Annotated in this window: 8 protein-coding genes; 5 read left to right on the forward strand and 3 right to left on the reverse strand. The window is 69.0% G+C overall.

What is annotated here, in order from left to right; all coding sequences use genetic code 11:
* The 5 genes from VFL99_RS05825 to VFL99_RS05845 form a co-directional block, all read left to right on the forward strand.
* Window positions 1–436 (forward strand): hypothetical protein (locus VFL99_RS05825; RefSeq protein WP_462283434.1); only part of this gene is annotated, 436 nt, incomplete at its 5' end.
* A 99-nt stretch (window positions 437–535) separates the two neighbouring features.
* On the forward strand, window positions 536–1,072 hold the full coding sequence (locus tag VFL99_RS05830; protein WP_325105389.1) for a hypothetical protein: 537 nt from the start codon (window positions 536–538) through the stop codon (window positions 1,070–1,072).
* A 419-nt stretch (window positions 1,073–1,491) separates the two neighbouring features.
* On the forward strand, window positions 1,492–2,583 hold the full coding sequence (locus VFL99_RS05835; RefSeq protein WP_325105390.1) for an IS630 family transposase: 1,092 nt from the start codon (window positions 1,492–1,494) through the stop codon (window positions 2,581–2,583).
* Between the two features lie 87 nt (window positions 2,584–2,670).
* Window positions 2,671–3,045, forward strand: a complete 375-nt coding sequence (locus VFL99_RS05840) for a hypothetical protein (RefSeq protein WP_325105391.1) — start codon at window positions 2,671–2,673, stop codon at window positions 3,043–3,045.
* A gap of 255 nt (window positions 3,046–3,300) precedes the next feature.
* Window positions 3,301–3,738, forward strand: a complete 438-nt coding sequence (locus VFL99_RS05845; protein WP_325105392.1) for a WapI family immunity protein — start codon at window positions 3,301–3,303, stop codon at window positions 3,736–3,738.
* Window positions 3,739–3,903: 165 nt separating this feature from the next.
* On the opposite strand, the gene VFL99_RS05850 is transcribed toward VFL99_RS05845, so the two are convergent.
* From VFL99_RS05850 to VFL99_RS05860, 3 genes are all read right to left on the reverse strand, one after another.
* Window positions 3,904–4,716, reverse strand: a complete 813-nt coding sequence (locus tag VFL99_RS05850) for an ExeA family protein (protein ID WP_325105393.1) — start codon at window positions 4,714–4,716, stop codon at window positions 3,904–3,906.
* Window positions 4,713–6,131, reverse strand: a complete 1,419-nt coding sequence (locus tag VFL99_RS05855) for a DDE-type integrase/transposase/recombinase (protein WP_325105394.1) — start codon at window positions 6,129–6,131, stop codon at window positions 4,713–4,715. The genes VFL99_RS05850 and VFL99_RS05855 overlap by 4 nt, the downstream gene beginning before the upstream one ends.
* Before the next feature lie 95 nt (window positions 6,132–6,226).
* Complete coding sequence (locus VFL99_RS05860) at window positions 6,227–6,661, reverse strand: hypothetical protein (protein ID WP_325105395.1); 435 nt, start codon at window positions 6,659–6,661, stop codon at window positions 6,227–6,229.
* Between the last annotated feature and the right edge of the window lie 333 nt (window positions 6,662–6,994).

Raw genomic sequence — 6,994 nt, forward strand, 5'->3', positions numbered from 1 at the left:
AGTCATGAAATTCCACGGCGCGGCCGTCGCCATCGTCATTACCGCCGGTACGCTGCTGGCCGCCTGCGGAGCCGGCACTAGCAACGCCAAGGGCGCTCCAACGACGACTCGCACGTCGCGCACGCCCGCCGCCGACACTCAAAGATTCACCCGTGTCGCATCACAGTGCGGCGTCTCCTACGACCTACAGGACGAGGGAAAGTCCCTCACCTTCGATACCGAGGGCAATGACGACGCAGCCGGGTCCGGAGACACGATCGACGACGTCGCCTGTGTGCTGAACGGGCTTGACTGCCCCGACTACGTCATCGACCACATGGACGCCACGCGAGCCCTGGACGGGATGCAGACCGACACCTGGAAGGGCGTCAAGGCGCGATGGACCTATCACCCCGACGAGGGGATGGTTCTGATCCTCGTGGATGCGCAGGCGTGACCGTGCCATGCGGGTCCTAGGTGCCGCGCTGATAGGCCGGCGAGAGCGAAACCACGAACGACAGCAGGGGAATGAACCATGAAGACGAACCACACAGCCATGACAGCCGCCGTCGCCGCCAGCGTGATGCTCGCAACTCTCACTGCCTGCGGAGGCGGTGGCGAGGCGAACGCGGCAGCGCCCACCGCGACGGTCACTGTGCCGGGACCGACCAAGACAGTCCCCGGCTCCGCCACCGCGACCAAGACGGTCACCAGGACCGCGACCGCGACGAAGACGGTCATCAAGACCGTCAAGCCTAAACACAAGGCGAAGCCGAAGGTCGACAGCGGCAGCAACGCCGTTCACGAGGGTGTCGGCCTGTCCGACGGCGGTTGGACCATCGTGGACCTAAACCTCAGCAACGACGGGCTCGGATCGTTCGGCGGCACCATGCGCGTGAGGACGGACCACGCTGCGTCCGGCGCGTTGTTCAAGCTCACCGTCCTCGAGCCGGGCACCCAGCACGTTGTCGCTTCGCTCGACGGCTCAGCCGACAACGCAGATGCCGGCTCGACGGTCACGGTCGACCTCATCAGTATGGACGACTTCGAGGCCGGCGATTGGGACTACGCCTTCCAGGCCTCCGACTACTGAACGAGCCGCGGTATCAGGTGTGCCGCTTTCGGCCACCGACGATCGCAGCCGTCCCGTATGACGAAGGACCTGCGGGGACCATGCGGACCACCGCCGGGCTCTCGTCTACGGTCGCCGGTTGAGGATCCGGCTACGGCACACGTGGTGCTTCTGCTCGACTGGCCACCTCCACCGGTCGACAGGGGTGCTGACGGTCGGTGTGCGGCGGATACGCTCTCGCTGATGGATGAGAGCACTGTGCGGCAGCACTGGTCGCAGTACATGAGTGAACGGGCCAACCGCCCGTTCGGAGACGTTGAGGCCGTCTCGGGGCGGACCCTGCAGCCGTTCAGCTTCGCCGGGCAGCAGGCCGCGGAAAACCTGCTAGCTAGTGGTGTGTCTCGTGAATAACTAGCGGTATGGTCGGTATTCTTGAGGGTATGAGCGCACCCGCAGCCCCGCCGTTGCCCATGTCGCAGGCCGCGCGGGCCACGTTGGAGCAACTGTCTCGGTCCCAGGTGGCGCCGCACCGGCAGGTGCAACGTGCCAAGGCATTGCTGTTGGCGGCGGAGGGGGTTGCCAACAGCCGGATCTCGGCCGAGGTCGGGGTGACACCGGTGACGGTGCGGGCATGGCGGGCCCGGTTCGTGGAAGACGGGCTGGCCAACCTGGGTGAGGTCCGCCCCGGGCGCGGGCCGAAGGCCAGGATCAGCCAGGAGCAGGTGCGCGCGATCGTGCACGACACTTTGCACACCAAGCCTGCGGGGCAGACGCACTGGTCGTGCCGCACGATGGCCAAGCACGCAGGCGTGAGTCCCGCCACGGTGCAACGGATCTGGCACGACCTGGGGATCAAGCCGCACCGGCTGGACACGTTCAAGGTCTCCAACGACCCGGACTTCGAGGAGAAGCTGACCGACGTGGTCGGGCTCTACCTCGACCCTCCGGACAAGGCGGTGGTGCTGTGCCTGGACGAGAAGAGCCAGGTGCAGGCCCTGGACCGCACCCAGCCCTCGCTGCCGATGGTCAAGGGACGCGGAGCGACCATGACCCACGACTACAAGCGCAACGGCACCACCACCTTGTTCGCCGCCTTGAACGTGCTCACCGGCGAAGTGACCGGGCGCTGCTTCCACCGGCACCGGCATGAGGAGTTCCTGAAGTTCCTTAAGGTAATCGACGCCGAAGTGCCCAAAGGCCAAGCGATCCACGTGATCCTGGACAACTACAGCACCCACAAGCACGCCGACGTCCAACGCTGGCTGCGCCGGCACAAGCGGTTCCACCTGCACTTCATCCCGACCTCCTCGTCCTGGCTGAACCAGGTCGAACGGTGGTTCCGCGACCTGGACGCCAAGGCCTTACGCCGTGGCAGCTTCGGCTCGGTGCCCGACCTGATCGCCGCGATCGAGGACTACCTGCAGGCCAACAACGCCGACCCCAAGCCGTTCGTGTGGACCGCGACCGCCGAGTCAATCCTGGCAAAGGTCACCCGAGCCCGCCGCAAACTCGAAGAAGTAGTTAGCCAATGATGAGACGGACCACTAGTCAAGGCGCGGCGCGCCCTCGATGACGGCGACACAAGCAGGGCCCAAGCGCTTGTCGATCGAGCGGCTCGGTTGCCCTTCGACCACCACGAACAGGCAGCGCCGGTCGCGCTGGCCGTGCACATGGGCCTGTTCTGTTTGGTCACCGACGCCATGGAAGGAGCTGACCCAGACGACTCGCGGTGGCTCGACGCTGCGGTCGCTGTCCTCGAGGACGCCGACCAGGCGGCAGCATGCGATCTGCGTGATGTGCTCGTGGCCATCGATCAGGACTACTCGCTGCGTCCGGCAGAGCACAAGCGGGTCCGCGCCGCCATCGCGTCAGTTCCTCAACGTGCCGAGTTGAGGGATCTGCAGCTGGAGGCCGCTGAACTCGGCGAGCATGCCCTGTCCGTCCTGGGCGCGTGCCGCAACTACGAACGAACCCTGCAGGCACTCGTCGGGTGAGGCCGGCCCCGGCCCCCGCCTCACCCTTCCGCGTCGTGCCGCCGGATCCACGGGCCCTGCGCGGCGCAGGCTGCCGGCGACCCACAACAGGATCGGCTCGCGGACCCACGACGTCTGCCGGGGGGAGTCGCTCCCTGGTCAGCGATGACAGACTGAGCGGGTGCGTCTTGCCGCCGTCACCGGTGCCTACGTGGATCTGCAGGTCGTGGGCTACCAGTTCCCTGACCTCGGCCAGGACTCCAATGAGTGGGACGAGTGGGACGCGAACTGGCTGCTGATCCGCTGGCGGCCCGTACAGCCGATGGCGTCTCGTGGTCCTTCGAGGATCCGGCGCTGACCACCTGGGAGCTCGGGGAAGCGGCGCGCTGGCTACGCCGGGTGGCCGACGGTGACATCGGACCGTCCTCTGCGATCGAGGACACCCCGGCTGGCGGTGATGAGCCCGACGTGCAGGACCGGTTGGCCGCCGCGGGTTGGTTGACGTTCACCGAGCCGAACCTGAGCCTCGCCGTAGGCAGGAGTCTCGGACCGCAGGTGGAGGTACTGGTGGGTCTGGGACACGAGAGCGCCTCGCCGCCGGTTGACCCGCGCCGACCCCAACGGTGCGAGATCGCCCTCCTGACGGACGCGAGGCAGGTGCTGGAGGCCGCCGCATCATTTGAGCGCGACCTCGCCGCATTCCCTGCCCGGTAGCGGATCGTCTGCGGAACGGCGTGTCGACCGTCCGCGAGGGGGGTGTTGACCGGCGGTCTGGATGGCGATGATGACGTCGTTGACGGTGGCGACGGGTCGGGGGCACGACGAAGCCCCGCCAGGCGCAGCTGGCGGGGCTTGGTGGTCGGGATGTCGTGGTGGTGGTTACTCTGTCGTGACTTCGGTGACGGCGGCGCGGGCGCTGGATTCATCGACGATGGCCTTGCCGGCGGCGTAGGCGGCGACGAGGGCTTGGACGGCGAGGTTGTTGACCGCTCGGGGCAGGCCTCGGGAGACTTGGTGGATCAGGGCGAGGGCGTCGTCGCTGAGCAGGGTGTCGGAGCGGCCGGCGAGTTTGAGGTGGTGGGTCACGTAGCCGGCGGTCTCCTGGGCGCTCATCCCGGTCATGGCATACCGCAGCGCGATGCGCTGGTCGAGCGCGGCGAAGGTGCCGAGCTTGATTCGTCGGCGCAGGGTGGGCTGTCCGATGAGCAGGCAGGCGAACGGGGAGTGGGAGTCCATGTCGGCGTTCGTCAGCAGCCGGAGCTCCTCGAGCTGGTCGGCGCCGAGCAGGTGGGCCTCGTCCAGGACCAGAACCACGGTGCGGCCGCGTTCGTGGTCCTCGGCGGCCAGCAGGTCGGCGGTTTGCGGGATGAGCGCGGCTTTGTGGAAGCGAGGGACGCCGCCCAGGGCGGTGACGATGCCGCCGTACAGTCCGCGGCCGCCGACGGCGGGGTTGCCCAGGTAGATGATGGTGTGCCGGGAGGCGTCCAGCCCGGCGAGGGCGGCGCGCACGGCGACGGTCTTGCCGGCGCCGACTTCTCCGGTGACCACGCCCAAGGCGCGTTCGGCCACGCACCAGCCGATCCGGGCGACGGCCTCGGCGTGGGCGGCGTGTCGGTGCAGCATGCTCGGGGCCAGGGCGCGGCCGAAGGGCATGGTGGTGAATCCGTAGTGGGACTGCAGCTTCTCGATCATCCTCGGGCCTCCTGGCCGCCGTCGTCGTCAATGTCGCTGCCGGGCAGTGGGAGTTGGCCGGGGACCTGCTCCGGTGGTGAGTCCAGGCGCGAGTAGCAGGTCTTGTCGGCCAATTTGGCGGTGTGCGCGGCTTGGATCAGGTGCAGGTAGTCGATCCCGGTCTTGGTCGCCGGCGGTGGGGTGGTCTCGTCGGGTCGGGCCTTGGCGTGGACGTGTCGGCCGATCCGGTGCGGGATCGCGTCGCCCATCGGCCGGCCCTGCCAGCGGACCTGGATCCGGGTCAGGTCGAAGGGGTCGAAGACCAGCTCGACGCGGCGTCCGATCAGCGCGGCGTCGACCTCGTAGTGGTTGCCGTGCAGGCCCACCGTCGCGGTCTTGGTCACGGTGCGGTACTCGGCCCACAAGAACGCCTCGCGCAGCTGCGCCCGGGTGGGCATGGTCGGCGCCTGGCCGGCGGACCAGCGTTCGATCGGTGCCTGGCCGGTTTCGGAGTGGACCCGGCGGTGGTACACGGTCTCGGTCCACGCGGTGAACAGGCTGTTCAGCTGGGTCATGTCCTCCAGCTCGCGGCCGGAGCCGATCTCAACCAGGAACTGCTCACGCACGGTGCGGAAGAACCGCTCGATTTTCCCTCTCCCGGCAGGCTTTCCGGGTCGGGAGTGAACCAGGTGGATCCCGAGGCTGGCGCAGGCCCGAGCGAGTTGCTTGTCGACCATCGCGGCACCGTTGTCGAGGTATATCGAGGCGGGGATACCGCGGGAAGCCAGCCCGGCGTGCAGCGCGGCCTCCAGGCGCACGGTGTCTTCCCGGCGGGCCCACCGGTACCCGGTCAGCAGCCGGGAGTGGTCGTCGATGAACGCGCACAGGATCGCCTTGCGGCCGCCCACGGTGGGCCCGTGCAGCGCGTCCCCGGTCCACCGGACGTTCGGCGCCTCGGCCTCGAACCGGCCGAACGCCTGCGGCGGATTGCCGTCGGGGCGGGTGTTCAGCTCCAACTTGGCGAAGTGTCGTTGCAGGGTCCGCTCGTTCGGTGCCCACCCGCAGTGGCTGCGCAGAATCGTCGCGACCTGCGCCGCGGTGCGGGCAGGGACCTCGCGTTTGAGCGCGACGGCGAGGTCGAGCACGTCGGCCGGGGTGCGCGGGGACACCCGCCGCGGGGCGGGTACTAGCGCGTCGAACCCGCCCCGGCGCCAGGTGCGGATCCACCGGTCGATCGTTTCCCGGGACACCTGCACCGGCTGCCCGAACGGACCGGGGTGCTCCCGAGCCGCCAGCTCGCGCACCAGCCTCCCCCGCGCCTTGGTACTCAACCCCTCGTCGGCCGGCTCCCGGATCAGCGTGTACCGGAACAGGCCCACCGCCCGGGCCCGTTCGGCCCGCACCTGCTCCTCCCGGTCGGCGTTGCTGGTTCCCATCTCGGTTTCTCCTCGCATTCGGTGGTGCATCACACGTTCCTGCGAAGGCTCGCCGCTCAGCACGCGGCGCCCAAGGGCCAGCTCGTGTTGGGCGATCAGTCCGGTCCGGACGGGAACAGCAGCCGCCCGCCGGTGACCGCCGCCACCAGCTGCCAGGGCGACACCGCGCCGAGTACCCCCAGCCGGCGGCGGGCCGCCGCAGCGACCACGCCGATCACCTCCACCGCATCAGCCACGCCCGAGCCGCGCGGCGCGATCGGACCGGCCAGCGGATCCAGCTCGACCAGCAGGCCGGCGAACAGCGCACCGACCCGGTCGGCGTTGCACGCGAACGCGCGCAGCCAGCCGCGCACCGTCGAGGCCGGCCGGCCCAGCCGAGCCGCCAGGCGCCGGTGCCCCACCCCGGTCGCCTTCGCCACCAGCGCGGTACCGATCACCTCCGCGCCGTCCGCGCGGCGCACCAAGCACGAGACGGCGAGCAGCACATGCGTGGCCCGGCACACCGAGCACCGGCCGCGGGACGGACGCACCACCCCCACCCCCCGGATCGTGCGCGCCCGAGCATGACCCCACGGGGCCAGCCGGCCCGCCCCGCACGGACACGCCAGCTCACCCCCGCGCAACCGCCGGTCGACCTCAGCCGAATCGGTGCCTACCATCACCACGGGTGCACCTCCAATGCACCAAGCGACGGCCCTCCCCATCCGCTCAAAGATCAGGGAGGGCCGTTGCGCTACCACCAACGTGGTCACATTGTCGTCGCACACGAACAAGGGGCTACCCGCAGGCAGCCCCAGACGACCATCGTCACCCCCGTTGTCGTTACCCGACCACCAAGTCGTCAGCCAGGGTGTCGTTCAACA

This window comes from Segeticoccus sp., assembly GCF_035708005.1.